This window comes from Candidatus Devosia phytovorans (assembly GCA_029202405.1).
In the GTDB taxonomy this organism is placed as follows: Bacteria; Pseudomonadota; Alphaproteobacteria; order Rhizobiales; family Devosiaceae; genus Devosia; species Devosia phytovorans.
This window is the reverse complement of record CP119312.1, coordinates 3777805-3804174: the sequence shown is the minus strand read 5'-3', so window position 1 is coordinate 3804174 and position 26370 is coordinate 3777805. Positions and strand designations below refer to the sequence as shown.

Genomic DNA, 26370 nt, shown 5'->3' with positions numbered 1-26370 from the left:
AGGATTGACCTTTTGCGATCAATTTCTTTAGCTCAGGACAACTTGCTTTCGGGAGAGAGAACCATGTCGACCATGATCTTCGTCAATGTGCCGGTCGCTGACCTCAAGGCCTCCATGGCCTATTACAAGGCGCAGGGCTTTGACCACAATCCGCAGTTCACCGACGATACGGCGGCCTGCATCATCATCAGCGACACCATCTATGTGATGGTGCTGACGCATGAAAAATTCGCGCAATTCTCGTCCAAGCCCATCCCGGACGCCAGGAGCCAGACCGGTGCGCTCTATGCCCTGTCGCGTGACAGCCGCGAGGCGGTCGACGCTATCGCCGACGCCGGCATCAAGGCGGGCGGCACCGAGACCCGCGATGCCATGGATTATGGCTTCATGTATTCCCGCGCCGTGGCAGACATCGACGGGCATACGTGGGAATATGTCTGGATGGACATGAGCCAGATGCCGACGGAATAGGAGAGTCAGATGACGTCCAAGCTTGTCGTGACCCATCTCAGCCACGATCTGCAGGCCAGAAAGAGCTATGTCTCCTTTGCCTGGTCGGACGATCCGGCCAAGCGCCTCGGACTGGAAGTGCCCTATGGCACGGCTCTGGCCGATGTCGAGGCGGCCGCACGACAGGCCCTGACGGACCTCTCCAGCGAGCTGACCGGGAGCGAACTGTCGCTCCCCTGAAAACAAAAATCCCCGCGTCAGCGGGGATTTTCATATCAGGCATCAAACATCTTTTTCAGCTTGGAGAAGAACCCGCCCGAGGTCGGGCTGTTTTCTTCCGTCTCGAGCTGGGCAAACTCTTCCAGCAACTCGCGCTGACGGCGGCTGAGATTTTGCGGCGTCTCGATATCGAGCTGCACATAGAGGTCGCCGATATCCTTGGATCGCAGCACCGGCATGCCCTTGCCCTTGAGGCGAACGCGCTGACCCGGCTGCGTGCCGGCCGAAACCTTGACCTTGGCCCGCGCCGCATCGAGCGTCGGCACTTCGAATTCGCCACCCAGCGCTGCAGTCGTCATGGCGATCGGCACGCGGGCGTAAAGGTCCGCGCCATCGCGCTGGAACAGGTCATGCGGGCGGATGGAGATGAAAATATAAAGATCGCCTGGCGGTCCACCGCGCAGGCCTGCTTCGCCCTCATTGGCCAGGCGAATGCGCGTGCCGTCTTCGATACCCTTGGGAATATCAACCGAGAGCTTGCGGTTTTCCTGGCGACGGCCCTGGCCCGCACAGTCGGTGCAGGGCTGGTCCATCATCTGGCCACGGCCCTGGCAGACCGGGCAGGTCCGTTCGATGGTGAAAAAGCCCTGGGCCGCACGCACCTTGCCATGGCCATTGCACTGGCGGCAGGTATGGGTGCCGGTCCCCGGCTTGGCGCCCGAGCCATCGCAGGTCGTGCAGCCGACGAGGGTCGGCACGTCGATCTCGACGGTGCGGCCCTCAAAGCTCTCTTCGAGCGAGATCTCGAGATTGTAACGCAGGTCGGCGCCGCGCAGCTTGGCCGCATTGCCACCACCGCCACGACGGCCACCGCCGCCCATGAAGTCGCCGAAAATGTCCTCGAAAATATCGGACATCGACGAGTTGAAGTCATTGCCGAAGCCACCGCCACCGGGGCGCCCACCATTCTCGAAGGCAGCATGGCCGAAGCGGTCATAGGCGGCGCGCTTCTGGCCATCCTTGAGCGTGTCATAGGCCTCGTTGATTTCTTTGAACTTGGCTTCCGCCTCGCCATTGCCCGGATTGCGATCCGGATGGTGCTGCATGGCGAGCTTGCGATAGGCGCTCTTGAGCGCCGCATCGTCGGCGCCCTTTTCGACGCCGAGCACTTCGTAGAAATCCCGTTTGGACAAAACCGTCTCCAAATGCGGCCGGTCGCGACGAACGCGCCCCACCAGAATGCTAGCCCGTAGATGGCAATCGACCCCGCGCCCTGCAAGGGCTGGGGTCGATCCTTCACTGGCGTCTTATCAAGCGTGAGGCTCAGGGGCAACAGACCCCGCCGCAGATCAGCTCTTCCGAGCGCGTTCAGGAAAAGTGGGTACCGGTTTTCCGCTTCGAACGCGCGACCACCAGAACTAGCTCTTGCGAGCAGGTGCGAAAGCCTTGCTGAGGGCGTCTGCCGCGTCCGATTGGGCAAACAGTGCCTTGGTCACCACGAGGCCGAGACCGAAAAAGCCCTGCGTCACGCCTTCATAGATCCAGCTGCTGACCGGCACATGGGCCGCTTCTAGCGCCTCGGCCAGCGCGGCGCCTTCCGAGCGCAACGGATCGAGCCCGGCGAGGATCAGCGTGGCCGGTGCCACACCCGCCAGGTCTTCCCGCGTTGCCAGGTCGATATGGCTATCCTTGAGATCATCCTGGTTCTCCACCAGATGGCGATAGCGCCAGCGCATGGCCGGCAGGCCGATCGGCCGCGCCCGCAGCATTTCGCCATAGGAAGCCGTCGCCATGTCGCTGCCGGCGATCGGATGGATCAGCAGCTGATGCACCGGTTGCGCATTGCCTGCATCCCGTGCGGAGAGCGCAATATGCATCGCAAGATTGCCGCCAGCGTCCTCGCCAGCTACGGCAAGGCGCTTGGAATCGCCATTGAGCTCCTCGACCTTGCCGATCAGCCACTGCCAGATCGCCCAGGCATCCTCATGCGCCGCCGGCAGGCGATGTTCAGGCGCCAGCCGATAATGGGCCGAAACCACGATCGCCCCGGTGCGCCGCGCCAGCGCCCGGGCCGAAGCGTCATGGCTGTCGAGATCACCGGTGACGAAACCGCCGCCGTGAAAATAAAGCACCACCGGATTGAGCCGGCTCAGCAGCCCCGCCGGCCGGTAGATCCGCGCCGGCAATTCACCTTCGGCACCAGTGACGGAAATGTCTTCGGTCTCAACGCCATCATCGGGCCGCTCGCGGCTCTGCTGGCCCAGGATCGCCGCAATGGCCTCGCTGGGCTGCGGCTGGCGTCGCGCCATCTCGGGCGTCAGATGCTCGAGCGAGCGTGCACCCAGTTCGGTCAGGCGGTCCAGCACATGCTTCATGTCGGCATCGAGCCGGCTCATCGGATCGCCACCAAACAGCTCCGCCAGCCGTCCGATGGAACCGGATGGCGCCGGTGCTGCCGAATAGCCCTCGTGCGAATCGCTCATGATGAGGCCTCTCATTGTCGTGATCCCATCTGGCGCGCAAAAGCCGCCACCACTTGGGCGCGATTGAGCCTAATTTCGGGCAATGATTCACGTGGATCACTCGGAATCAAAAAGGCCCGGTGTCGTCACCGGGCCTTTCGCAAGAAGTCGTCCAGCTCTTATGCCGATTTCTTGTCGTCGTCGTCCTTGACCTCTTCGAAGTCGGCGTCAACGACATCGTCTTCGTCCTCATCCTGCGTGCCATTGGCCTTGGCTTCGGCTTCAGCCTGCGATGCCTTGTACATGGCCTCGCCCAGCTTCATCGAGGCCTGGGCCAGCGCGTCGGTCTTTTCCTTGATCACGTCGCCATCTTCGCCATCGACGACGGCCTTGAGGTCGGTGATCGCGGTCTCGATCTCGGTCTTGATCTCGGCCGAAACCTTGTCGCCATATTCACTGAGCGATTTTTCGGTCGAGTGGATCAGCGACTCGGCCTGGTTCTTGGCTTCGACGGCCTCGCGGCGCTTCTTGTCCGACTCGGCGTTCTGTTCGGCTTCCTTGACCATCTTTTCGATGTCGGCGTCCGACAGGCCACCCGAGGCCTGGATGCGGATCTGCTGCTCCTTGCCGGTGCCCTTGTCCTTGGCCGAAACCTGCACAATGCCGTTGGCGTCGATGTCGAAGGTCACTTCGATCTGCGGCACGCCGCGCGGTGCGGAGGGAATACCCGCCAGGTCGAAATTGCCCAGCAGCTTGTTATTGGCTGCCATTTCGCGCTCGCCCTGGAACACGCGGATCGTCACCGCGCTCTGGTTGTCCTCGGCGGTCGAGAAGGTCTGGCTCTTCTTGGTCGGGATGGTCGTGTTGCGATCGATCAGACGGGTGAACACGCCACCCAGCGTCTCGATGCCCAGCGACAGCGGGGTCACGTCGAGCAGCAGCACGTCCTTGACGTCGCCCTGCAGCACGCCGGCCTGGATCGCAGCACCAAGGGCCACGACTTCGTCCGGGTTCACGCCCTTGTGGGGTTCCTTGCCGAACAGCTGCTTGACCAGTTCCTGCACCTTGGGCATGCGGCTCATGCCGCCGACCAGCACGACTTCGTCGATCTGGGCAGCGGTAACGCCGGCATCCTTCATGGCCTGCTTGCAGGGGTCCATGGTCTTCTGGATCAGGTCGTCAACCAGCGACTCAAGCTTGGAGCGGCTCAACTTGAGAGTCAGGTGCTTCGGGCCCGAAGCGTCTGCCGTGATGAAGGGCAGGTTGATTTCGGTCTGGGTCGAGCTCGACAGTTCGATCTTGGCCTTTTCGGCAGCTTCCTTGAGGCGCTGCAGCGCAAGCTTGTCGGAGCGCAGGTCAATGCCCTGCTCCTTCTTGAACTCGTCAGCCAAGTAGTCGACCAGACGCATGTCGAAGTCTTCACCGCCCAGGAACGTGTCGCCATTGGTCGACTTCACTTCGAAGACGCCATCGCCGATCTCGAGGATCGAGACGTCGAACGTGCCGCCGCCAAGGTCATAGACCGCGATCGTGCCGGTGTTCTTCTTGTCGAGGCCATAGGCCAGCGCAGCAGCCGTCGGCTCGTTGATGATGCGGAGCACTTCAAGGCCGGCAATCTTGCCCGCGTCCTTGGTGGCCTGGCGCTGGCTATCGTTGAAATAGGCCGGAACGGTGATGACCGCCTGAGTCACATTCTCGCCGAGATAGGACTCGGCGGTTTCCTTCATCTTCTGCAGGATCATGGCGGAAACCTGCGAGGGCGAATACTTTTCGCCCGAGGCTTCAACCCATGCGTCGCCATTGTCGGCCGAGACGATCTTGAAGGGCACAAGGTTCTTGTCCTTGGCCACGACCTTGTCGTCGTAACGGCGGCCGATCAGGCGCTTGACGGCAAACAGCGTGCCTTCCGGATTGGTGACAGCCTGGCGCTTGGCCGGCTGGCCAACGAGGCGCTCGCCATCCTTGGAAAATGCAACCATCGAGGGGGTGGTACGCGCACCCTCGGCGTTTTCGATGACCTTGGGATTGGAACCGTCCATGACTGCAACGCAGCTATTGGTGGTGCCCAGGTCGATACCGATGACTTTAGCCATTATACAAGCCTCTCTTTCAGCAAACCCATTGTGGAGCCCCTCTCGCGAGGCAGCCCCGTGGCCGCTCGGGCCGGGTTCCTTGCAACTGGAATGCGCCCATTGCTGGGCTTGCTGGCTATATAGGGGGGTGCGCATGGGGCTTCAAGCGCCGTGGCGACAGTTTTGCGACCTCGTGCAGGACCTTTGGGCAGGTGACGGGGACGGCGAAACTCCCTAGAACCACCGCCATGTTCACCCCCGGCACCGTCCTGCTGCACGATAGTCTCGATCCGCATGGCGAGAACCTCTGGTTCACCGCGCCACGAGAGGTGCTCGTGGCCCATGATGCGCAGGAGATTCGAGCGGCATTGCATGCGCTCGAAGCCGCCAATGCGCAAGGCCTGCACGTCGCCGGCTACCTGGCCTATGAGGCCGGCTTTGCCTTCGAGGAGCGCCTTGAACACTTGATGCCGAAAGGCGCGCTGCTGCTTTGGTTCGGTATCTACGACGCGCCGGAGCGATTGACTGCTCAGGAGGTCGATCGACGCCTTGCCGAACTGGCTGGCAGCGCAACCGGTCAGGCCGTGGATATCCTGCCACGCTGGAGCAAGCCCGAATACGAAAGGGTCTTCGATACGGTCAAGAGCCTGATCGCCGCGGGCGATACCTATCAGGTCAATTTGACCTTCAAGGCCGGCTTTCGGCTGGAGGGTGGCCCCGTCGCGCTCTATCGCCAGCTCGTGCGCAAGCAAGCCGTGGCCTATGGCGCGCTGATCAATACGGGTGAGCAGTGGATCCTTTCCCGCTCGCCGGAGCTCTTCGTCTCTAGCCGCGACGGCCGGCTTGCGGCCCGCCCGATGAAGGGCACGCTGAAGCGGGGCCAAACACAGGCCGAGGACGAGGCCAGAAAAGCCCAGCTGGCAGGCGACGAAAAGAATCGTGCCGAGAACCTTATGATCGTTGATCTCCTGCGCAATGACCTCGGCCGGATAGCCGAGATCGGCTCGGTGAAGGTGACGGACCTCTTTACGGTGGAGACTTATTCAACGCTTCACACCATGACCTCGGGCATCACGGCTCGGCGCAGGTCTGGCGTCACCACGACCGAACTTCTGGAAAACCTCTTTCCCTGCGGCTCGATCACCGGTGCGCCCAAACTGCGCTCGATGGAAATCATCCATCAGGTCGAAACTGGTCCGCGCGGCATCTATACCGGTTCGATCGGCCATTTCGCCCCCAATGGCGATGTGACCCTCAATGTCGCCATCCGCACCGCGGTGGTCGATATGCATGGCAATGGCGAGATCGGCATTGGCGGTGGCGTGGTGGCCGATAGCGTGGCCCAGGACGAATATCGTGAGGCTCTGCTCAAGATGGCATTTTTCACCGAGCCTGCCGAACCCGTGACGCTGATCGAAACCCTGCTCTGGGAACGCGACGCGGGCTATGCCCTGCTCGACCGGCATCTGGATCGCCTCGCTGCCTCCGCCGCCTATTTCGCCCTGCCCTTCGATCGAGCCGAGATACTGGCCCTCCTCGAATCGCAACACTTTGCCGATTCGCCCATGCGCATCCGCCTGACGCTCGAGGACGATGGTCCCGCCCTCACCGCCGTACCGCTGCCGCCAAATCCAGAAGTCTTCCGCTTCTCCATCGCGGCCGAAAAACTCGATTCGCAGAGCCTCTGGCTCCGCCACAAGACCATCAATCGCGCCTTCTATGATGCGCCGCGCCTTGCCGCCCATGCGGCGACGGGCGTGGACGAGGTTTTGTTTCTCAACGAACGCGGGGAGCTGACCGAAGGGTCGATCACTAACCTTTTCATCGAGCGCGATGGCAGGCTGCTGACGCCGGACCTGTCCTCGGGCCTGCTGCCCGGCACGCTGCGCGCCGAGCTGATCGCCAGCGGCAGGGCCGAGGCGACGATTTTGCGGCTGGACGATCTGGAACAGGCCGAGGCAATCTGGCTGGGTAATTCTGTGCGTGGCCTTATGCGCGCCGAATGGATCAAGTAGTTAGGATTAGCGATGACGATCGAGATCAAGCCGGATGACGTATTGGTCGTCGTCGATGTGCAATACGACTTCCTGCCCGAAGGCAACCTTGCCGTCGCGGGCGGCGATGAGATCGTGCCGCTGGTCAACACATTGGCGAAAAAGTTCACCAATGTGGCCTTCACCCAGGATTGGCACCCCGCCGATCACATCTCCTTTGCCAGCCAGCATCCCGGCAAGGCGCCTTTCGAGACGGTTGAACTCGACTATGGCACCCAGGTGCTCTGGCCCGACCATTGCATCTGGAACAGCCACGGCGCCGAACTCTCAGCCGGTCTCGACATTCCCCACGGCCAGCTGATCATTCGCAAGGGTTATAACCGCGGCATCGATTCCTATTCCGGCTTTCAGGAAGCTGACCGCCAGACCCTGACCGGCCTTGCCGGCTATCTCAACGAACGCGACGTCGGCCGCCTCTACATCGTCGGCCTCGCCACCGACTTCTGCGTCGGCTGGACGGCAATCGACGGCGCCGCCGCCGGTTACGATGTCACCGTCATCGAAGACGCCACCCGCGCCATCGACAGCAATGGCAGTCTCGCCAAGGCCTGGGCTGATATGGCGGAGGCAGGCGTGGAGCGGATCCAGTCCAAGGAAATCCTCGGCTAAAAGAAAATCCCCGCCGTGTGGGCGGGGATTCACGTGAAACTTCGAAGCGGCGGCTTGCCGCAAAATCTGTCCGGTGGACAGATTTTAGCTGAGAAGGCCATGAGGGCTAAGCCCGAATGGCAGAGCCAAAAAATCAGGCGCTCTTGTCGACCGCTTCGTCGCTTGGCGCATGGCTCGGGCCGCCCTTGGCGACGCCGACCATGGCAGGGCGCAGCACGCGCTCGCCAATGGCAAAACCGGCCTGCACCACCTGCACGACCGTGCCTTCCGGCTTGCTCGGATCGGGCACTTCAAACATCGCCTGATGCTTGTGCGGGTCGAACTTCTGGCCCTCGGCCTCGATCGGCTTGACGCCATGCTTGGCGAGGAGGCGCTGCATTTCGCGCTCGGCCATCTCGATGCCCTCGATCAGCGACTTGGTCGTCGCGTCGCCCGATTCGCGGGCTTCCGCCGGCAGCACCATCAGGGCACGGCTCAGCGCATCGGTGGCGCTCAGCATGTCGCGGGCAAAGCCGGCAATGGCATAGCTGCGCGTATCGGCGACATCGCGCTCGGTACGCTTGCGCAAGTTTTCCATCTCGGCATGCGTGCGCAGCACGCGGTCCTTGAGCTCAGTGTTTTCGGCGCGCAGCGCCTCGGTCGGATCGACTTCAACTTCTGCCGGGATCTCGACTTCAGGCATCTCGCCCGAGGCGGCGTTTTCGTCGCTCATCATTGTGTGGTTCCGCAAGTTTGAATTTTGACTGCGATATCGGCCAAACGGGCAGGTTTTTCAAGTCTACCGCTTTCGCGCCATCATCGCGCTGATGACATTGGCCGTATAGTCTACCACCGGCACGATGCGCGCATAGTTGAGCCGCGTCGGCCCGATGACGCCCAGCACGCCGACCACCTTGTCATTGGCATCCTTGTAGGGCGAGAGGATGACCGAGGAGCCAGAAAGCGAAAACAGCTTGTTTTCCGAGCCGATGAAAATGCGCACGCCCTGCGCCTTCTCGGCATCGCCCAGAAGATCCAGCAGCCCGTCCTTGCTTTCCAGCTCGTCGAACAATTGCCGCATGCGGCTGAGTTCATCGCTGGCCATGGCGTCGTTGATCAGGTTTGCCCGGCCACGCACGATGACGGTCGGCTGGCTGGCTGGCGACGCCTGGGTCAGCGTCGCGATCCCGGCATCAACCAGCTTCTGCGTCAACTCGTCGAGCTCGGCCCTCTGCTCGGCCCTCTGCTCGCCCAGCGTCTTGCGCGCCTCGGCAATCGTGCGGCCCACCACGTGGCGGGCGAGGTAGTTGCCGGCCTGGGTCAAGGCTGCAGCGGTCATCCCGGGCGCCACATCCATGATGCGATTTTCCACCTGCCCGTCTTGGCCGACGAGGATCGCCATGGCGCGCGTCTGGTCCAGTCGCACAAATTCTATGTGTTTCAGGACGATATCGGCCTTGGTGGCGATCACCACGCCGGCGCCCTGACTGAGCCCGGAGAGCAACTGGCTGGCTTCGGTGAGCACATCCTCCACCTGCCCCCGGTGCTGCCCCTCGATGCTCTTGGCGATCTGGCTGCGTTCGACCTCGTTGACCGCGCCGACCTCCAGCATGGCATCGACGAAGAACCGCAGGCCCTCCTGCGTCGGCGCGCGCCCGGCCGAGGTATGGGGCGCCGCGATCAGCCCGAGATCTTCAAGATCGGCCATGACATTGCGCACCGAAGCCGGCGACAGGCCCACCTGCAGCATGCGGGATAGGTCGCGCGAACCCACCGGCGCGCCGGTATCGAGATAGCGTTCGACGATCTTGCGAAAGATGTCCTGGCTGCGGGCGTTCAGCACGCTCAAAAAGTCTTCGGGGGGTCTGACCATGAGTTTTGGATAAAATCTTCCGCTTTAACCCTAGGCCCTCATTTAAGCGCATTGCTGCCGCGCGCCAAGCCGGCGCGTCTTGTGAGCCCGGCCAATGAGCGTTAAGAGGCGGTTAACGGTAATTTTCGAGCGGATTTCTGATGCGACCTTCCGGACGTGAGCCCAACCAGATGCGCGACGTAAAGATCGAGCGCAATGTCGCCATGAAGGCGGAGGGTTCGTGCCTCGTCTCGTTCGGCAATACCAAGGTTCTGGTCACCGCCACGGTTGAAACCAGTCTCCCCGGCTGGCTGCGCGGCAAGGGCCAGGGCTGGGTCACCGCCGAATATGGCATGCTGCCCCGCGCTACCGGCTCGCGCACCCGCCGTGAAGCCACCGCCGGCAAGCAGACCGGCCGTACCCAGGAAATCCAGCGCCTGATCGGCCGCTCGCTCCGCGCCATTGTCGACCTGCCGCTGCTGGGCGAAAACCAGGTGACGCTCGACTGCGACGTGCTCGAAGCCGATGGCGGCACCCGCACCGCCTCGATCACCGGCGCCTATGTGGCGCTGGCCGATGCCATCAAGTGGATGGACGAGCGCAAACTGACCAAGGGCAAGGCTTTGCGCGATTCGGTCGCGGCCGTGTCTTGTGGCATCTATCGCGGTACGCCCCTACTTGATCTCGACTATCTCGAAGACGTCGAGGCCCATACCGACGCCAATTTCGTCATGACCGGCACCGGAAAATTCGTCGAAATCCAGGGCACCGCCGAAGGCGCCCCCTTCTCTCGCGAAGAGCTTGATCAGCTCATGGTGCTGGCTGAACAGGGCATTGGCGAATTGACCACGATCCAGCAGGCGGCACTCGCATGATCGGCTGGTTGCTCAAGAAGGTCGCTGGAACCACTGAAAAGCCAGCCGTTGCCCAGCGCCCCATTTCGCCCGAGCATTGCGCGCTCTGGCACGACGTGTCGCGCGCGCTCGATGCCAAGCCGAGGGCCAGCAAATGACTTTGATCCCGCGCCTTCAGGAAGGCGATCGCCTGGTTCTCGCAACGCATAATGCCGGCAAGCTCAAGGAATTCCAGGAACTGTTCGAACCCTTCGGGCTGGAACTGACCTCGGCCGGCGAACTCGGCCTGCCCGAGCCGGAAGAAACCGGCACGACCTTTGCCGAAAACGCGCGCATCAAGGCCCATGCAGCGGCCAAGGCCTCGGGCATGCTGGCGCTTTCCGATGACTCCGGCCTCTGCGTCGATGCGCTCAACGGCGATCCCGGCGTCTATACCGCCGACTGGGCCGGCGTACCGCGCGATTTCAACCACGCCATGAAGCGCGTCGAAGATGCGCTGCAGGCGGCCAACGCCACCTCGCCGGGCCAGCGCAAGGGTTCGTTCAACGCTACGCTCTGCCTCGCCCATCCCGATGGCCGCGACGTCATCTATCACGGCCAGTGCTTTGGCACCCTGGTCTGGCCGCCCCGCGGCGAGCGCGGCCATGGCTATGATCCCGTCTTCATGCCCGATGGCTACGACATCACCTTCGGCCAGATGACGGCCGAAATGAAGCACTCCTGGGCGCCCGGCCAAACCGGCCTTAGCCACCGCGCGCGCTCCTTTGCCAAGTTCGTGGAGCAGCAGATTGAGCCATAACCCCAACGACATGTTCGGGGTTTACGTGCACTGGCCGTTCTGCGCGTCCAAGTGCCCCTATTGCGATTTCAATTCGCATGTTCACCGCGGCCCCTTTGATGAGATCGACTATGTCGCCGCCTATGAGCGCGAGATCGCCACGACCGCGGCAATGACGCCCGGCCGCAAGGTGCAGTCGATCTTTTTCGGCGGCGGCACGCCTTCGCTGATGAATCCGCAGTCCACCGGCCGCATCATCGATGCGATCGCCAAGCATTGGGACATCGATTCCAAGGCCGAGATCACGCTGGAGGCCAATCCGACCAGCGTCGAGGTCGATCGCTTCCGCGGCTATCGCTCGGCCGGCGTGAACCGGGTCTCCCTCGGCGTCCAGTCGCTACGTGAGGGCCCGCTGGCCGAACTCGGCCGTCGCCATTCCGTCGACGAAGCCATCGCCGCCGTCCGCATTGCGCAAAGCGTCTTCGATCGCTCGAGCTTTGACCTGATCTACGGCCGTCCCAAGCAGACGCTCGAGGATTGGGAAGACGAGCTCAAGGAAGGCCTCTGGCTCGCCCAGGGTCATATCAGCCTCTATATGCTGACCATCGAGCAGGGCACGCGCTATTTCGACCTGCATCAGGCCGGCAAGCTGAAAATGCCCAACGAAGACCTGGCCGCCGACTTCTACGAGCTGACGCACGAGCTGACCAAAGAAGCGGGCCTGCCCGCCTACGAGATTTCCAATCATGCCCGCCCCGGCCAGGAAAGCACGCACAACATGCTTTACTGGCGCTACGGCGAATATGCCGGCATTGGTCCGGGCGCCCATGGCCGGTTGATGATCAACAACCAGCGCCATGCCACGGCCGCGGAGAAAATGCCCTTCGACTGGCAGAAGCAGGTCGTCTCCAAGGGCCACGGCCTTGTCGTCGACGATGTGCTGACTTGGGAAGAGCAGGGCGACGAATTCCTCGTCATGGGCCTTCGGCTCAAGGAGGGCATCTCCCCGGCACGCTTTACCGCCATTTCGGGTCGCCAGATCTCCCGCACCCAGATCGATGCGCTCAAGGGCTATGGCTTCGTCGAAACTCTGCCCAACGGCAATATCCGCGTCACCGACAAGGGTTTTCCGGTGCTCGACGCCGTGGTCGCGGATCTCGCCGCCTAAAGCTTGGCGCCTTCGATCATCTGGCTGCCGCCCGGCGCTATCTTCTTGAGCACCAGCGCATAGTCGGCCTTGCCATTGCCCTGGAAGCGGAAGGCGCCATCGCGGCCGTTAAAGCCCTGGGTCGATGTCATCAGCATGGGATTATAGGGCGGGTTTGCCATCGACAGCGTGTTCACATTGGCGAGGATTGTCGCCGTATAGGCAATGGTCGCCAGGGCATGCGGCTGGCCGCCGAACTGGCGTTGATAGTCGGCACTGATCGCCATCATGCCGGCCGGGTCGACCGCGGGATAGACCGCTCCGGCAAGGCCCGGTGCATTGGCAATGGCGGGATCGCCCTCCCAGTCGGCCGAACCCATCACCTGCACCATTTCATTGGTCACCCCGGCCTGCGTCAGCACGGCGCCAAAACCCGGTGCGGTGGCGCGATCGGGCAGGAAGAGCGTATCGATCATGCCGCGCTGGATCTGCGGCATGGCCTGGGTAATGATCTGCTGCGCCTCGTTGGGTGCAGAGAAAGTATAGACCGCATTGGGCGAAAAGCCCGCAGCGATGGCCTGCTGGCGAAAGGCAGTTTCCTGCGCTTGGCCGAATTCCGTCGCCGGGAAAATCCCGGCAATACCGCGCCGACCCTGTGCCTTGAGCCAGCCGAAGCTGCGCTTCATCTCCATTTCCGGCAACACGCTCAACAGGTAAACCCCCGGCCCCGCCGCCACCGGATTGTTGGAAAAGCCGACCAGCGGCACGCCAGCGCTGCGTGCGACCGAACCGGCCGCCGTCACCTGATCGGCCCGCAGCGGACCAAGAATCAACTTGGCGCCTTCGCTCACTGCCGAGCTAGCCGCCGCCGTCGCGCCCTGCACGCTGGTGCCGGTGTCCCGCAGGGTGATGGTGATATTCTCGGCGATATTGGGATTGGCCTCGACGAACTGGATGGCCAGGCGACTGGCGTTGGCGAGGGATTGTCCAACGCTGGCCGTAGCCTGGTCACCTGACAACGGCAAGAGCAGCGCCACCTGTACCGGTCCGCGACCGAAGCGCTGGTCGGCGCTGGTCGGCATCGTCGGAGCAGTCATGCCGCCGGAATTGGTCGGGCCATTGTCGAAGCGATTGCCGCCGAAATTGGAAAAGTCGAGCGTGCGCGAGCCGAGTTGCAGTGGCGAACAGGCGGCAAGCCCAAGCAGCGCCATGGCGCTCAGGGCCTTGAATATGCGATGACTTGGCATTCGATGCGTCATAACGCTTCGCCTCGAATGGATAGCAGACTGTTAACATTTTGAACGCCATTGCTTAACCAAACCTCAACCGACCGGATTGCCGCATGACTGAAACCACTCCCGGCTATTTCATCGCCGGCTCGGCCTTCGTGGCGCCGCCTCTGGCGCCGGGCCTTTATGTCGTGGCGACCCCGATCGGCAATCTGCGCGACATCACCATCCGCGCGCTGGAAACCCTGGCCGCTGCCTCGACCGTGCTTTGCGAAGACACCCGCATGTCGGCCCGCCTGCTCGATCACTATGGCATCAAGACCCGCCGCATGGCGTTGCATGAGCACAATGAGCGCGCCAAAGCCGAGGAGATCGTTCGCCGCATTGCCGGTGGCGAAGCCATTGCGTTGATTTCCGACGCTGGCACGCCCCTGCTTTCCGACCCGGGCTTTCCGCTGATCCGCGCCATGGCTGAAGCGGGCCAGCCGGTCTTTCCCATTCCGGGCGCCTCGGCTCTACTTTCGGCCCTGGTCGTCGCTGGCCTGCCCACTGATGCCTTTGCCTTCCATGGCTTCCTGCCCAACAAGGCCGGCGCCCGCGCCAATGCAATAAGAACGCTGAGCGATTCACGTGAAACGCTCGTCTTCTATGAAAGCCCGCGTCGGCTCGATGATACCCTGGCGGCCATGGCCGAGATCTGGGGCACCCGCCAGGCAGCGGTGGCGCTGGAACTGACCAAGCGCTTCGAACGCGTGTTTCGCGGAACCCTTGCCGACCTAGCGGCGCAATTTGCCGAGGACGCAACTAGAGGCGAGGCGGTGATCGTCGTGGCTGGTGCTGCCGAAGCCGCCGCACCTGACGAAGCTGATTGGAAAGCTGACCTGCTCGCAGCCATGGCCGACCAGCCCCTGCGGGTTGCCGTCGACGCGGTGACCCAGAAATATGGCCTCAAGCGCAAGGATGTCTATGATGCCGCCCTCGCCCTCAAAGAGCAAAAATAAGGCGCGGGTCAGAGCCTACTTCGGTGGCCACCGCGGCGAAGCGCTGGCCGCCTGGTATCTGCGCTGCAAATTCTATCGCATCCTCGCCCGCCGCTTCAAAACGCCGCTCGGCGAAATTGACCTCGTGGTGGAGCGTTTCGGCACGATTGTCTTCGTCGAGGTCAAGGCGCGCACCAGCACCGCCAGCGAATTGCAAACGCTCGAATCCATCAATGATCGCCGCATCATGGCTGCAGCGGACTATTGGCTGGCCAAGCACCCGCGGCATGCGCAGACCGATCTGCGCTTCGACATCATATTCCTTGCGCGCGGTCGCTGGCCGCGCCACATAGTCAACGCCTTTCAAGCCCGCTGAGAACCATCATGAAGCTCAAAGTCGCGGTCCAGATGGACCATGTCGCCACCATCAATCCCTTGGGCGATTCCACTTTCGCCATGATGCTGGAGGCGCAGGCCCGCGGTCACGAGCTGCTGCACTATACGCCCGACACCCTTGCCCTGCGCGGCCAGACGGTTTCGGCACTGGCTCAGCCGATCACCGTTGCGGACAAGCCCAGGGGCGAGCACTTCATCCTCGGCGAGGCCAGGCGTGTCGACCTCTCGACCCAGGATGTGGTGCTGATGCGCCAGGATCCGCCCTTCGACATGAACTACATCACCATCACCCATCTGCTCGAAAAGCTCGAGCCCAAGGTGCTGGTGGTCAATCCTTCCGCGACCGTGCGCAACGCGCCCGAAAAGATCCTCGTCACCGATTTCCCCGAGCTGATGCCGCCGACGCTGGTGACCCGCGATCGCCAGATGATCCATGACTTCCGCAAGGAGCACGGCAATATCATCGTCAAGCCACTCTACGGCAATGGCGGCGCCGGCGTCTTCTTCATCCAGGAAGGCGACCATAATCTCGCGAGCCTGCTCGAGCTTTTCGAGGCCAACTACCGCGAACCCTTCATGATCCAGAAATACCTGCCGGATGTGCGCAAGGGCGACAAGCGGATCATCATCATCGACGGCGAACCCGTCGCCGGCCTCAACCGCATCCCCGCCGAAGGAGAAGCGCGTTCCAACATGCATGTCGGCGGCCGCCCCGAACTCTCTCCGCTCACCGAGCGCGAAAAGGAAATCTGCGCCACCATCGCGCCGGCACTGAAAGAGCGTGGCATGATTTTCGTCGGCATCGACGTCATCGGCGACTACCTCACCGAGATCAACGTCACCTCCCCCACCGGCATCCGCGAGATCAAGCGCTTCGGCGGGCCCGATATTGCCGTCATGATCTGGGATGCCATCGAAAAGCGTCGCGCCTGATGTGGTTGCTGCTGACGGCGATCCTGGGCGGCATCGGCTGGTTCCTGCTCAGGCGCTGGCAGCGCCGCAACTGGCCGGTCGATGCCCGCCTTACCCTGGCCTACTGGCGCAATTCGGCCTTCGTGCTGGGCGCCTATCTGCTTTTCATCCTGCTCGGCGCCGGCGTCACCCGCGTCATGGTCGGCTTCAACCGCACCGACCTCGCCGACCTGCCCATGGTCGGCTTTTTCCTGGTCTGGGTCGCCTATGGCGCGGTCTGGCTGATCCGCTACCTGCCGACGACACGGCCGAGACCGGCTTGGCTGGTCAGGGGAAAGGGCTGGATCGACGGGGCTGCGCTGCTGGCCCTGGCAGGTCTGGCAACCTTGGCACGGATGATGTGATACTATGGTGTCGAGTTGCTCTGGGGCTGCATCTTGAAGACCATCGTCATGTCACCGGCGGCGACGAGAATGTTCGACGCGCTGCCTCTTGCGGCTCAGCAGCAGATCGAGGCCGGCCTCGATCTTTACGCCACGACCGGCATTGGTGATATAAAGGCTTTGCAGGGGCGATCCGGCTTTCGACTTCGGATAGGCCGCTATCGCGTGATCTTTGACGAGGATCGGATAACGATCCTGGTGATCCAGCTCGGCAAGCGCGACACCACGACCTACCGATAGGAGCGAGCATGGGTATCCAGACCATCACCACACCAGCCGGAGAGGAAATGGTGATCATGTCGCGTGCCGAATATGAGGCCTTGCTCGCCCAGCGCGATGAGGCTTTTGAGGACGGCATGGATGTTGCAGCTTTCGACGCAGCTATGGCCGACGCGCGCCCTGAGGACATCCTGCCTTCCGACGTGACCGCCGCCATTTTGGGCGGAAAAGGCCGTGCGCGCGCCTACAGGGAATGGCGCGGCTTGAGCTTGGCAGAACTCAGTCATGCGAGTGGCTTGGGCGAAGTCGAACTGGCCGGCATCGAATCCGAAGAGATCCTTCTCTCCCGCGACGCTGCAGCAAGGATTGCCGAGGCTCTCGACCTGCCCACCGGTTGGCTGGCAATCTAGCCCATGCCCACAACCACATTCTTCGTCGCCTTTGCGACGCTCTTTGCCACCGTGGGCGTGGCCGACATCGCCTTCATTTTCGCCGCTCTGACCAAGCATAATACCGCCAGGCAGCGCTTTGCCTTTGCTACGCGCGGCGTGATCATTGCCGGGGTGATCCTGCTGCTGTTCGGCGTGCTGGGCAATGCGATCCTCGGTGTCTTCGGCATCACCATTCCGGCTCTGCGCACCGCCGGCGGCCTGCTGCTGTTCCTCATTGCCATCGACATGGTCTTTGCCCGCCATTCGGGCGGCACAGGGACGACCGACGAGGAAGAAGTGGAAGCCCGCCAGCGCGAGGATATCGCCGTCTTTCCGCTGGCCATGCCGCTGCTCGCCGGGCCGGGTGCGATCAGTGCGGTGATCCTGCTCACCACCGGCACGACCAGCACTGCCGAATTTTGGGCGGTGCTTGCCGCCATCGTGGTGATCCTGTTTCTCGCCTGGCTGACTCTGCTCGTCGCCATTCCCATCCAGCGCCTGCTCGGCGTCACCGGCCTTGCCGTGGTGTCTCGCGTAGTGGGTATCCTGCTCGCGGCTCTGGCCGTGCAATTTGTCTTCGATGGCGTGGAAGCCAGCGGTCTCTTGGGGCACGCGGCTGGATAATCCACAGCGTTAATCAAGTCTTAACGTCGTGTTTGACCCGCACGCCCGATGAGCGCAAACCCCCTCGCACAACACCTCAAATTGCGGAGTGGGTGATGCGACTTGCGGCGATCGTTTCTCTGACCATCCTGGCTTTGCTGGCCGCCAGCGCGGCCCAGACTCCGGCTGCGCGCTCACAGTCGCCACTGATGGTCCATCTCCTGACCAATCACGCCGTCGGTTGATCCCAAAGCAAAAGGCGGTCCGTTTACAGGACCGCCTTTCCGATAATCAGCGAGAAAGACTACTTCTTGCCGGTATTGCCATTGCTGCCGGCGCCGAGGCCCGTGATCGGCTTGGCAGCTTCGACCTTGTCCTTTTTCGGCTTCTTGGCTTCCTTGTTGCTGCGCATCTGACCCTTGGCCATCGTCAACCTCCTCGTTGCGGGCTATGGCCCGATAAATGATCCTCAAAGGCTAGACCTGCGTCATCCGCGCCGCAAGAGGCTGTGTTACTTGGCCGATTGGCAGCGGCCGCTTGGGCCCAGTGTGGCGATGGCGCGCGGGTCGCAGCCGGTAAGCAGGAACTGGATCCATTCGTTCTGCCCGCCGTAAAACGCATTGCGATCCACCTCCCCGCGCACGCCCGGCACGATGCCCGTCTGCGTCCACTGCCAGAATGTCCAGGTGCGGTTATTGTAGCGCTCATGCACTTCGGCAGCGGTCGAGCGCAGCCAGAAGGCATTGGGCAAATACTCGCCCTCAAGGATGTCGCGGTGGAAATTCATGTCGGTATAGATGATCGGGAGCTTGCCGGTATGACGCTCCATGGCGTCGAGCATGACGCGGATCTTTTCCAGCGCATCGGCCCGGCTTGGCTTGACCTTGCAGCTCGAGTGATTGTTCCACTCGAGATCGAGCACCGGCGGCAGCGCATCGGGATCGTTCGGTACCTGGCTGATGAACCACGCCGCCTGCTCGGCTGCGGTAGAGCACCAGGTCATGAAGTGATACGCGCCGCGCGGCATGCCGGCTTCGCGCGCCCGCACCCAATTGGTGCGGAAATTGGGGTCGATATAATCCTTCCCCTCCGTCGCCTTCATGAAGACGAAGTGGATGCCGGCCTGGAAGGCCTGACGAAAATCGACATTTTCCTGATAGCGCGCCACATCGATCCCCTGGATCGGCATGCCGCGCGCCCGGTCGACGCCAGAATGCGGACGATTGTCGCCCTGGATCGGGCCATAAAGCCCGCCGCCCGAGGAACAGGCCACCAGCACGGCGGCGAGCAACGCCGTCATCGTGCCTTTTGCGATCGTCGAGAACGAGGGAAAAGGCAGGCGGACGCGCATATGCATACTCACACGGAAACAAAGATATTCGGTCTTTGATTCAACATGGCGCGGTTAATGGGTGATTAGGTTTACCTGTCTCGCAAGCAGCGTGGTTACCAGTCTGTAAACGCGAGATCTCATATCTTCTTGTTCCGAAGATAATGGACGGTTACGGTTCTCCTATTGGGGGAAGTGCATATGGTAACCCGTGTCGCGACCGTAGCCTTTCAGGGCATTGACGCCGTGCCTGTTGACGTACAGGTGCAAATTGCCCCTGGAATGGTGGGCTTCACCTTGGTCGGCCTGCCGGACAAGGCAGTCAAGGAGAGTAGCGAACGGGTCCGCGCTGCCCTCCATGCTTCGGGACTGGGCATGCCGCCCAAGCGCATCACCGTCAATCTCGCGCCTGCCGACCTGCCGAAAGAGGGCAGTCACTATGATTTGCCGATCGCGCTTGGCGTCATGGCCGCCATCGGCGCCATTCCCCAGGATGCGCTCGACGGCTATCTCGCCTTGGGGGAACTGGGGCTTGATGGACGTCTGACCCATGTCGGCGGTGTGCTGCCGGCCGCGATCGCGGCACAGGGGCGTGAACTTGGCCTCATTTGTGCTACGGCGTCAGGCCCGGAAGCTGCCTGGGCCGGCGAGGGTCTCGATATCGTCGCCGTCGATAATCTCCTGGCCCTTGCCAACCACCTGACCGGGCATCAGCTGGCGGCGCGACCAAGAGCGATGAAACATCTGCCCACAGGCGCCCTGCCCGACCTCGGCGAGGTTCGGGGCCAGGCTGTGGCGCGGCGTGCTTTGGAAGTTGCCGCCGCCGGGGGCCACAACATGTTATAGTTGTGATCCAAGGACCCCGATGCTATTGGAGTATCTTAGGGAGCCGCCGTGTCTCAGCCTAAAGCCTACAGCTACCTTCGTTTCTCCACGCCCGAACAGAGCCGGGGCGACAGTTCACGCCGTCAGATTGACGCTGCGGACGCCTATGCCTTGCGCCATGGCCTGGAGCTAGATGTCAGTCTGCGGTTTGAGGACCGGGGCGTCTCCGGGTTCACCGGAGCCAACGTGCGGCAGGGGGCACTGGGTCAGTTCTTGCGAGCCGTGGATGATGGACTGGTTGAGGCCGGTTCTTTTTTGCTCGTAGAAAACCTGGACCGGATGAGTAGGGCCAGCCCGTGGGATGCTATGCCCATCTTCCAGCAGATCATCAATGCGGGTGTCACCATCGTAACCCTCCAAGATGGTCGCGTGTGGTCACGGGCGGAGATGCAGGACAACCCATTCCGCATCTTTGAGAGCCTGATGGTAATGATCAGAGCCAACGAAGAGAGCGCCACCAAGTCCCGCCGTCTAGGGCAGGCTTGGCAGGAGAAGAGGCGGCAGGCCGAACAGGCATCTACCCCCATGACTTCGGTGGCACCGGCATGGCTTGAGCTGGACCGTCAGCAGGGACGCTACGCGGTACTGGAGGACCGTGCAGAGATCGTTCGTCGCATTTTCACGATGACCTTAGACGGAGCTGGGCAGCACCAGATTGCCGACACCCTCAACCGGGAGGCAGTGCCCACCTTCGGACGGGCCAAGTTCTGGCATCGGTCCTACGTCAAAAAGATACTGGAGAACCCGGCTGTCATCGGCACCTTCACTCCCCACCTGCTGGACCGCTCTGGTGCAGCCAAGCGGCGCATCCCTCAGGCTCCCATTCATGGCTACTTCCCAGCCGTAGTGCAGGAAGGCGTTTTCCAAGACGTACAGGCGCAGCGGCTTGGTGGGCAGCACCTGGCGCGACAGGGTGGCAAGCATCCCATCGCCAGCATATTTGCGGGACTGGCTGAGTGCCCGCTCTGCGGTGGGACGATGACGCGCGTCTGGAAGGGCCGCAAGGGAGGCAAGGCACGGCTGGTCTGTTCTAGGGCAAAGACTGGCGCGGGCTGCGAATACCATGGCGTCCATGTTGAGCAGGCTGAGCAGGCACTGGTTGAGAATGCAAGCTGGCTTGTGGCACACGCGCCCGGTGGCAACGACGACCTTGACGATGACGTGCAGCGCCACCGCGCCAGCCTGGAGGCCCTGGAGGACCACATTGCGAATGTGCTGAGGGCTATCGCTGGAGGGGCGTCCGGCCCCGCTATCAATGCTCAGTTGCAGGAGCTGGAGAACGCCAAAGAAGACTTAGTGAGCCGCTTGTCTGACCTAGAGGCCCAGCAGTCGGCGGAGACCGGCAGGCTGGTGCAGCGCCGCTTGTCCGACCTTTACGATGCCCTGACCCTCCGCCCCTTTCCCGAATGGGAGCCCGAAGACCGGAGGTTGGCGAATGCCTGCATGAGGCAGGTGTTGAAGTCTGTGGTGGTGGAGTACCGCACCGGTTTCCTTGAGCTGCAATGGAAGCATGGCGGCAGCTCCAGCGTGTTGTTCGCCTTCCCGAAGGACAACACCACCAGCGCCTGAGGAGCCTCTTGGTAGGCACACGGGGCGGCTCAGGAGCTCGTGAGGCTTCACACTCACCTAGCGCCCCCATGCCCACTGTGTGCCTCTCTGGAGGCTTCTCTCCATGTTTGCCCGACACCGGGCGGCACCACCGCGAACAACGGGGCTTTCCATGCGCGGTATCATCAATTTCATCCAAGGCGTTTCATTCGAGGTCCGGGAGTTCGGCTGGACCGATACGCTGGCCAATCTGCTGGCAGGCATCCGCAGCGCAACTCGTGATCATGCGGGGCTCTACCTGCATCCAGACGGCTGGACTACGGGCAGTGTCATCTATCTCCGCGTCCCATTCACCCGGTTGAGCGCGATGCTGGAATGGAGTGACATCTCTCTGGGGTGGGGACTGGCGCGGTCTCAGGATGGCTTGGACATCTATGCGGCGCGGGCCAAGGCTTCGCTATGCAGTGAACAAGGCGAACTCTTCCGCAGCGCTCGGGGCAGCGTTTGATGGTCGCCCTACTCGCAGGCCTTGCCACCTTCATCAGCATCAATGTCGTCTTGGCGTTCGCTTATGGCCTCGCCTGTGCATCAAGCCAAGCTATGCTGGTCCTCCTCCGCTTCTCGTACTTCGCATGGCCGATCAAGATTGCCTGCTGGTTTGGAGCGGCCTGGGCGGGGATGAGTGTCTGGGAGGGGATGCGATAGTCACTTAAGGGAACTTAGGTGCGAGACAATAACCCTCACCCTAGTAGTCTCGGAGAGGCGATAAAGCTGGACCAGCTTCGCTCCTCACCTCATCAAGACAGACAACGTAGGCATGACGACAACAAGATTGGTGGCCAAGCGGGTAGAAAACCAACGTAGTTCTAACGCGCAAAAGTGGACGGATTTTGGTCAAATCGACTACCACCCACCACTAGGAGCAACAGCGCGAAAATCTGAGGCTGCATCGCCGCCCCGTCAACGTGCCACACGCCACATCGATTGAACCATCATCATCAACTCAGGGCTGCCTTCGGGCGGCCCTTTTTCATTTCAGGACATCCCTATGGCTGAACTAAAGCCTCTCCTCGACTTCATCGCCGGCCCCGAGAGCGGAGGCAACTACAACGCCTACTACGGCAATTCCAAGAACACTGCGGTCAACCTCACCGGCATGACCCTAGGCGATGTCCAGGCATTCCAGGCCAAGCTGGCGAAGGAGACTGGCTCATCTGCAGCGGGCCGTTACCAGTTCATTCAGGGCACCCTGCGTGGGCTGATGCACCAGCACAAGCTGAGCCCCAACACGCTCTTCACAGCCGATCTGCAGGACCGCCTGGCTGTCAGCCTGATGGAGGGTCGTGGTCTCAACTCCTATCTCAATGGCTCGATCAGCCCCGAAGTCTTCGGCAGTCGGTTGGCCATTGAGTGGGCTGGTCTGCCAACCCTGACCGGGCCTAAGGCTGGCCGCAGCCACTACGATGGCGATGCTATCGGCAATAAGTCAGGCGTGGGTGTGAGCCCGTTCATGAATGCCCTGCTGGGCGTCAAGGGCGCGGCTCTCCCGACTGGTGGCATGCCCGTGCAGTTCGGTTCTCCCAACCCCGACTACAGCAACCCGACCCACGCCCAGACTCCTGGCTCGTGGGATGGCCTGCACCAGTCGGTGATGGAGAACCCTGTCGTCCCCAACTACTCCTTGAACAACACCTCAGCGCCAGCTCCAACAGCGCCTGGGCCGTCCTTCACGGAAGTCGCTGGGGCGGCTCTGTCGGCCAACTGGGCAACCCTTAACCTCGTCCCCCAGCTCGGTGGAGCCGCGCCTGTGGCAGGCTACAACCTGAGCATCAAGGATGAGCTGGGCGATGTCCCATCCCGTTACCATGACCGCTTCATCGAAAGCCGCAGCCCTGAGCAGACCCAGATGATCAAGACCCGTGTGATGCGTGAGCTTGACCAGATGGACACCCTCAACCGGGCGGGCTGGCTTGGCACGGCTGCTTCCATCGGCGCAGGCCTGACCGACCCTGTGGACATCATCGCCGGTCTCGGTATCGGCGCTGTCTCGGGCGGCATGGGTCTCCCGGCTGTCCTGGCTCGCAAGTTCGGCAAGCTGGCTGGCGTCCTTGAAGGTGCTGCCATCGGCGCATCCGTGACCGGCGTCTCGCAGGGCATCTTGAACGTCAACCGGGTCACCTCGGAAGACGCTGAGTTCTATGCCGCAATGGGCATGGGCCTCGTCCTGGGCGGCTCCGTTGGCGCACTGGCCCGCAACAAGTCTGTGGCGAGCGAGGCAGCGATGCTTCGGGCTGCCGGTGACAAGGTGCTGGGCCAGGGCAACGAGTTCCTCAACGTCCGTACCAGCAACATGGGCGCTGCCTCGAACACGCCTCGTGAGCTGATCGTAGCGGACACCGCGGATTGGCTTGGACTGTCTCACCACATGCCCAAGGGGTTCGGCGTCAACATGCGCTACGACCTCGCTTCCTCGTTCCACAAGACGGACAACGATGCGGCTGGCCTGATTGGTCTCCACATGGTTGAGGACGGTGCGCGGTTCGCTGAGGGCACAACCCCGATCTCCGCTGCCGAGGTCAAGACGATGCTCTCCCGCACGTCAGACACCCGTCTCCTGCAGGCAGAGAAGACCTCCTTTGAGGCGTGGGCCAAGCGCAAGGAAATCCCGCTCCTTGAGCGCGACAGAGCCCGCCACGACTTCTCTGAAAAGGTCGCTGACTACGTCGAGAACCGGAACCCTCACCACGTCTGGGAACCGGAGATCAAAGCCTATGGTGACCAGTTCCGGTCCTTGATGGGCGACTGGCAGGGCATGGCGCAGAACCCCGGTGTCCTAGACGGCACCACTCGACGGTCTCTACCGGGCTTCGAGAAGGGCGAGCGCAATCAGTTCTACCTGCCGCACATCGTGGACAAGGGGGCTGTCCGTCACATGATCAACACCTACGGCACCGTCCCCATGGGCAAGTTCGTAGGCCGTGCGATGATGCGGGCGAACCCCGAGCTTACGGAAGCCCTGGCTGAGCAGCTGGGCACCAAGTACGTCCGTGGCCTCGACAAGCTCTCTGCTGGCAGCTCGGCTCCTGGCACCCGTCCGATCAGCGCCGACAACGCCGAAGAGATCAAGCGCTTCCTCCGCGAGGAGAGCGGCATGAGCGATGCTGAGATCGACACGATCTTCGACGTCGCCAACCCGACGAAGGCCCGCAACGGCGCATCCCCGCGAGGCAAGAAGCGGGCGCTGTTCGACATGGACCACAAGATGGAGATGCGGGCTCAGACCGGCGAGGTCGCTGACGTTTCCATTCGAGACCTCTTCAACCGCAACGTGACCGAGCTGGGACTGCTCTACAACCAGCAGATGTCTGGTCGTGTGGCCATGGCTCAGATGCGCGTGAAGAACCCCCGTTGGCGTGGTCCTGATGATGACGTTCCCGAGTTCCTCGTGGATGGCGTGGTCAAGGATGGCGAGTTCGACAAGCTCCTGCAGGTGATCGATGATTACGGTGCAGAGGTGGGGGCGAAGAAGACTGCCGACACCGTAGAGAAGCTCAAGGCGTCCTACGACATCATTCTCGGCCGTCCGCGCTACAACCCCCAGTCGAAGTTCAACCAGACCCTGCGGACCCTGCGCGATGCCAACTACATCCGCGTGATGAACATGGCAGGCTTTGCTCAAATCCCAGAGCTGCCTCAGGCAATCTCGCAGATCGGGGTGAGGGCGATGTTTGGCAACATGCCGACCTTCCGTGATCTCTGGCGCAACGCGAAGACGGGCAAGCTCGACACCGAGATCGCTCAGGAGATCGAGGACATCCTGGGCACGGGCACCGAGTACCTTCGGGGCACGACCCACAAGCGGTTCGATGACTTCGACCAGCCGCTTGAGGACTTCGCCAACAGCGGGTTCCTGGGCAAGGTCAACGATGTCCAGCGTGGGCTCAAGACGGCCACCTCAATCGGCTCCGGCATGTCCACGGTCAACACCATGATGCAGCGCTGGGTCGGTAGAGGCATCTTCCAGAAGTTCGCCAACATGGCGATGAAGGGCGATGTGAAGATCGACAAGCGCACGATGGGCCTCGGCCTCGATCAGGCGATGCTTGACCGGGTCTCGAGCCAGATCAGGAAGCATGCCAAGTTCGACGGCAAGCGTGTGTCGAAGATGGACTGGAACAACTGGGATGACCGGCAGGCAGCTGCTGCATTCCAGATGGCAGCCTTCCGCTTCGGTCGGCAGGCGGTGCAGGAGAACGAACTGGGCAACATGGCCCTGTGGATGAGCGCTCCCGTGGCGCAGACCATCCTGCAGTTCCGCACCTTCCAGATGGCAGGCTGGGCCAAGCAGACCATGTATGGCCTCAACCACTTGGATGGCCGCATGCTGGCAGGCTGGACAACTTCCATGTTCACGGCTGCGATGGTCTTCGTGGCGCGATCACAGCTCACCTCGGTTGGCCGAAGTGATCGGGAAGAGTGGTTGGAGAAGCGCCTCACGGTCGATCGGATTGCCTTTGCAGGCATCCAGAACGGCTCTTGGGCAACGCTGATACCGCCTGCAATCGACACGGTTCTCACCCGGTTCGGGCAGGAGGGCCTGTTCAACACCCGAACCACTGACCAGCCCTCGGACATCTGGGGCGGCAATCCAACGGTCAGCTTCATCGATGAGTTCAGCAGGCTCCCAGCCCTCGCTGGCAAGTTCGCTCAGGGGGAGGCCACGCAAGCTGATGCCCGCAAGGCTCTCTCGCTAGTCTACTTCCAGAACAACCTCTTGGTTGCCACCCTGTTCAGCAAGCTCATCTCGGGTCTTCCCGTTCGATAATCAACCAATCCCTCGCCGCCTCGGTGGCGGGGGCCTTCTATGCCCATTGCGGACTCAGCGGAGTCCATCAGCGGCTTTCCCTAACATTTCCAA

The 26370-nt window shown here is 62.1% G+C and carries 27 protein-coding genes and 1 pseudogene; 20 read left to right on the top strand and 8 right to left on the bottom strand.

All coding sequences use genetic code 11. The annotated features are described in order from the left end of the window. The first annotated feature begins 63 nt into the window (after nt 1-63). Together P0Y65_18570 and P0Y65_18565 are read left to right on the top strand one after the other, a co-directional pair. The gene (locus P0Y65_18570; GenBank protein WEK04160.1) at nt 64-471 is read left to right on the top strand and encodes a lactoylglutathione lyase; all 408 of its coding nucleotides are present in this window, start codon (nt 64-66) and stop codon (nt 469-471) included. A gap of 9 nt (nt 472-480) precedes the next feature. Beyond that, nucleotides 481-690 carry a hypothetical protein gene (locus P0Y65_18565; protein WEK04159.1) on the top strand — a complete coding sequence of 70 codons (210 nt, stop codon included), beginning with the start codon at nt 481-483 and terminating at the stop codon, nt 688-690. A gap of 35 nt (nt 691-725) precedes the next feature. Here P0Y65_18565 and dnaJ read toward each other — a convergent pair whose 3' ends face one another. The 3 genes from dnaJ to dnaK all read right to left on the bottom strand — a co-directional run bounded on the left by dnaJ (nt 726) and on the right by dnaK (nt 5224). Then, nucleotides 726-1862, bottom strand: coding sequence for a molecular chaperone DnaJ (gene dnaJ / locus P0Y65_18560; GenBank protein WEK04158.1), 1137 nt, complete (start codon nt 1860-1862; stop codon nt 726-728). Nucleotides 1863-2087: 225 nt separating this feature from the next. Further along, nucleotides 2088-3152, bottom strand: coding sequence for an alpha/beta hydrolase (locus P0Y65_18555; protein WEK04157.1), 1065 nt, complete (start codon nt 3150-3152; stop codon nt 2088-2090). A gap of 158 nt (nt 3153-3310) precedes the next feature. Then, a complete protein-coding gene (gene dnaK / locus P0Y65_18550) occupies nt 3311-5224 on the bottom strand; it encodes a molecular chaperone DnaK (protein ID WEK04156.1) in 1914 nt (637 codons plus the stop codon). A 227-nt stretch (nt 5225-5451) separates the two neighbouring features. On the opposite strand from dnaK, the gene pabB reads away from it, so the two are divergent. Both pabB and pncA read left to right on the top strand, forming a co-directional pair. Beyond that, the gene (pabB, locus tag P0Y65_18545; GenBank protein ID WEK04155.1) at nt 5452-7218 is read left to right on the top strand and encodes an aminodeoxychorismate synthase component I; all 1767 of its coding nucleotides are present in this window, start codon (nt 5452-5454) and stop codon (nt 7216-7218) included. Nucleotides 7219-7230: 12 nt separating this feature from the next. Then, nucleotides 7231-7866 (top strand): bifunctional nicotinamidase/pyrazinamidase, encoded by a 636-nt coding sequence (gene pncA, locus P0Y65_18540; GenBank protein WEK04154.1) that lies wholly within the window; start codon nt 7231-7233, stop codon nt 7864-7866. Between the two features lie 133 nt (nt 7867-7999). On the opposite strand, the gene grpE is transcribed toward pncA, so the two are convergent. Together grpE and hrcA are read right to left on the bottom strand one after the other, a co-directional pair. Further along, complete coding sequence (grpE, locus tag P0Y65_18535) at nt 8000-8548, bottom strand: nucleotide exchange factor GrpE (GenBank protein WEK06840.1); 549 nt, start codon at nt 8546-8548, stop codon at nt 8000-8002. Between the two features lie 96 nt (nt 8549-8644). Next, complete coding sequence (gene hrcA, locus P0Y65_18530) at nt 8645-9718, bottom strand: heat-inducible transcriptional repressor HrcA (protein ID WEK04153.1); 1074 nt, start codon at nt 9716-9718, stop codon at nt 8645-8647. A 140-nt stretch (nt 9719-9858) separates the two neighbouring features. Between hrcA and rph the strand changes: the two genes are divergently transcribed. From rph to hemW, 4 genes are read left to right on the top strand one after another with little or no spacing between them, the layout of a single operon-like run. Continuing rightward, the gene (gene rph, locus P0Y65_18525; GenBank protein WEK04152.1) at nt 9859-10572 is read left to right on the top strand and encodes a ribonuclease PH; all 714 of its coding nucleotides are present in this window, start codon (nt 9859-9861) and stop codon (nt 10570-10572) included. Next, nucleotides 10569-10709 (top strand): hypothetical protein, encoded by a 141-nt coding sequence (locus P0Y65_18520; protein ID WEK04151.1) that lies wholly within the window; start codon nt 10569-10571, stop codon nt 10707-10709. Before rph ends, P0Y65_18520 begins: the two co-directional genes overlap by 4 nt. Continuing rightward, complete coding sequence (locus tag P0Y65_18515) at nt 10706-11350, top strand: non-canonical purine NTP pyrophosphatase (GenBank protein ID WEK04150.1); 645 nt, start codon at nt 10706-10708, stop codon at nt 11348-11350. Before P0Y65_18520 ends, P0Y65_18515 begins: the two co-directional genes overlap by 4 nt. Before the next feature lie 10 nt (nt 11351-11360). Further along, a complete protein-coding gene (gene hemW, locus P0Y65_18510; protein WEK06839.1) occupies nt 11361-12497 on the top strand; it encodes a radical SAM family heme chaperone HemW in 1137 nt (378 codons plus the stop codon). Here the strand turns inward: hemW and P0Y65_18505 are convergent. Continuing rightward, nucleotides 12494-13723: a penicillin-binding protein activator gene (locus tag P0Y65_18505; GenBank protein WEK04149.1), complete on the bottom strand. Its 1230-nt coding sequence runs from the start codon at nt 13721-13723 to the stop codon at nt 12494-12496. The genes hemW and P0Y65_18505 overlap by 4 nt on opposite strands. A gap of 95 nt (nt 13724-13818) precedes the next feature. Between P0Y65_18505 and rsmI the strand changes: the two genes are divergently transcribed. The 8 genes from rsmI to P0Y65_18465 all read left to right on the top strand — a co-directional run bounded on the left by rsmI (nt 13819) and on the right by P0Y65_18465 (nt 17934). Beyond that, the gene (gene rsmI / locus P0Y65_18500) at nt 13819-14706 is read left to right on the top strand and encodes a 16S rRNA (cytidine(1402)-2'-O)-methyltransferase (protein ID WEK04148.1); all 888 of its coding nucleotides are present in this window, start codon (nt 13819-13821) and stop codon (nt 14704-14706) included. Continuing rightward, the gene (locus tag P0Y65_18495; protein WEK04147.1) at nt 14675-15061 is read left to right on the top strand and encodes a YraN family protein; all 387 of its coding nucleotides are present in this window, start codon (nt 14675-14677) and stop codon (nt 15059-15061) included. Before rsmI ends, P0Y65_18495 begins: the two co-directional genes overlap by 32 nt. Nucleotides 15062-15069: 8 nt before the next feature. After that, nucleotides 15070-16014 (top strand): glutathione synthase, encoded by a 945-nt coding sequence (gshB, locus tag P0Y65_18490; protein ID WEK04146.1) that lies wholly within the window; start codon nt 15070-15072, stop codon nt 16012-16014. Next, complete coding sequence (locus P0Y65_18485; GenBank protein ID WEK04145.1) at nt 16014-16397, top strand: hypothetical protein; 384 nt, start codon at nt 16014-16016, stop codon at nt 16395-16397. The genes gshB and P0Y65_18485 overlap by 1 nt, the downstream gene beginning before the upstream one ends. 33 nt (nt 16398-16430) lie before the next feature. Further along, on the top strand, nt 16431-16676 hold the full coding sequence (locus P0Y65_18480; GenBank protein WEK04144.1) for a plasmid stabilization protein: 246 nt from the start codon (nt 16431-16433) through the stop codon (nt 16674-16676). Nucleotides 16677-16684: 8 nt separating this feature from the next. Then, nucleotides 16685-17065 carry a helix-turn-helix transcriptional regulator gene (locus P0Y65_18475; protein WEK04143.1) on the top strand — a complete coding sequence of 127 codons (381 nt, stop codon included), beginning with the start codon at nt 16685-16687 and terminating at the stop codon, nt 17063-17065. Nucleotides 17066-17068: 3 nt separating this feature from the next. Further along, the gene (locus P0Y65_18470) at nt 17069-17710 is read left to right on the top strand and encodes a MarC family protein (protein WEK04142.1); all 642 of its coding nucleotides are present in this window, start codon (nt 17069-17071) and stop codon (nt 17708-17710) included. A 95-nt stretch (nt 17711-17805) separates the two neighbouring features. Then, nucleotides 17806-17934: a hypothetical protein gene (locus P0Y65_18465; protein ID WEK04141.1), complete on the top strand. Its 129-nt coding sequence runs from the start codon at nt 17806-17808 to the stop codon at nt 17932-17934. A 59-nt stretch (nt 17935-17993) separates the two neighbouring features. Here P0Y65_18465 and P0Y65_18460 read toward each other — a convergent pair whose 3' ends face one another. Continuing rightward, nucleotides 17994-18116, bottom strand: a complete 123-nt coding sequence (locus tag P0Y65_18460) for a hypothetical protein (protein WEK04140.1) — start codon at nt 18114-18116, stop codon at nt 17994-17996. Between the two features lie 84 nt (nt 18117-18200). After that, the gene (locus P0Y65_18455; protein ID WEK04139.1) at nt 18201-18989 is read right to left on the bottom strand and encodes a GH25 family lysozyme; all 789 of its coding nucleotides are present in this window, start codon (nt 18987-18989) and stop codon (nt 18201-18203) included. A gap of 231 nt (nt 18990-19220) precedes the next feature. On the opposite strand from P0Y65_18455, the pseudogene P0Y65_18450 reads away from it, so the two are divergent. The 4 genes and pseudogenes from P0Y65_18450 (at nt 19221) to P0Y65_18435 (ending at nt 26277) form a co-directional block, all read left to right on the top strand. Then, nucleotides 19221-19862, top strand: a pseudogene (locus tag P0Y65_18450) (magnesium chelatase domain-containing protein). Nucleotides 19863-19913: 51 nt separating this feature from the next. Next, complete coding sequence (locus P0Y65_18445; GenBank protein WEK04138.1) at nt 19914-21473, top strand: recombinase family protein; 1560 nt, start codon at nt 19914-19916, stop codon at nt 21471-21473. A gap of 151 nt (nt 21474-21624) precedes the next feature. Beyond that, nucleotides 21625-21960 (top strand): hypothetical protein, encoded by a 336-nt coding sequence (locus tag P0Y65_18440; GenBank protein ID WEK04137.1) that lies wholly within the window; start codon nt 21625-21627, stop codon nt 21958-21960. 540 nt (nt 21961-22500) lie between these two features. Continuing rightward, a complete protein-coding gene (locus tag P0Y65_18435; GenBank protein ID WEK04136.1) occupies nt 22501-26277 on the top strand; it encodes a hypothetical protein in 3777 nt (1258 codons plus the stop codon). Nucleotides 26278-26370: the final 93 nt, after the last annotated feature.